Annotated in this window: 1 protein-coding gene; it reads right to left on the bottom strand. The window is 38.2% G+C overall.

Going from position 1 to position 401, the window contains the following annotated elements:
• Positions 1–353, bottom strand: a 353-nt coding sequence (locus AB4486_RS27015; RefSeq protein ID WP_372119854.1) for a hypothetical protein, incomplete at its 3' end; no start/stop codon positions are given.
• Between the last annotated feature and the right edge of the window lie 48 nt (positions 354–401).

The following is a 401-nucleotide window of genomic DNA, read 5'->3' as shown; positions in this document are numbered from 1 at the left end:
ACTTTACGCCATGAGTCATACAACGCAAAAAGTTCTAACGCTTTATACGATTCTTTAACATTAGTCTCACGAAATTCATCTAGCCAAATCTCAACCGATGAGCGACTACGCTGAGTTTCATACTGAATTTGTGTAATTCGCTCAATATGATTATCTACGTATAGGGGACATTCGGCGTTTTCATCAACGCATCGCCACAAACTTTCAAAATTTACGTGCTCTAATGCGTCAAAAAGTGGCGTTTGTAAATTTACTTGCCAAATACGACGTGAGCCAGTTGAATCTTTTAAAATTTCACTAACATCGACATTACTTGACGCTATCGCATTCGTTACTTTTTCAAATTGAAGCATAGTTGACGTGTTCGGATTTCGCATGGCAACTTTATCTGCATAACACCT

Origin of the sequence: Vibrio sp. 10N.222.55.C6 (assembly GCF_041473395.1) — a bacterium.
Lineage (GTDB): Bacteria > Pseudomonadota > Gammaproteobacteria > Enterobacterales > Vibrionaceae > Vibrio > Vibrio crassostreae_C.
Note: the sequence above shows the minus strand (reverse complement) of the source record. Positions and strands in the feature narration are given on the sequence as shown.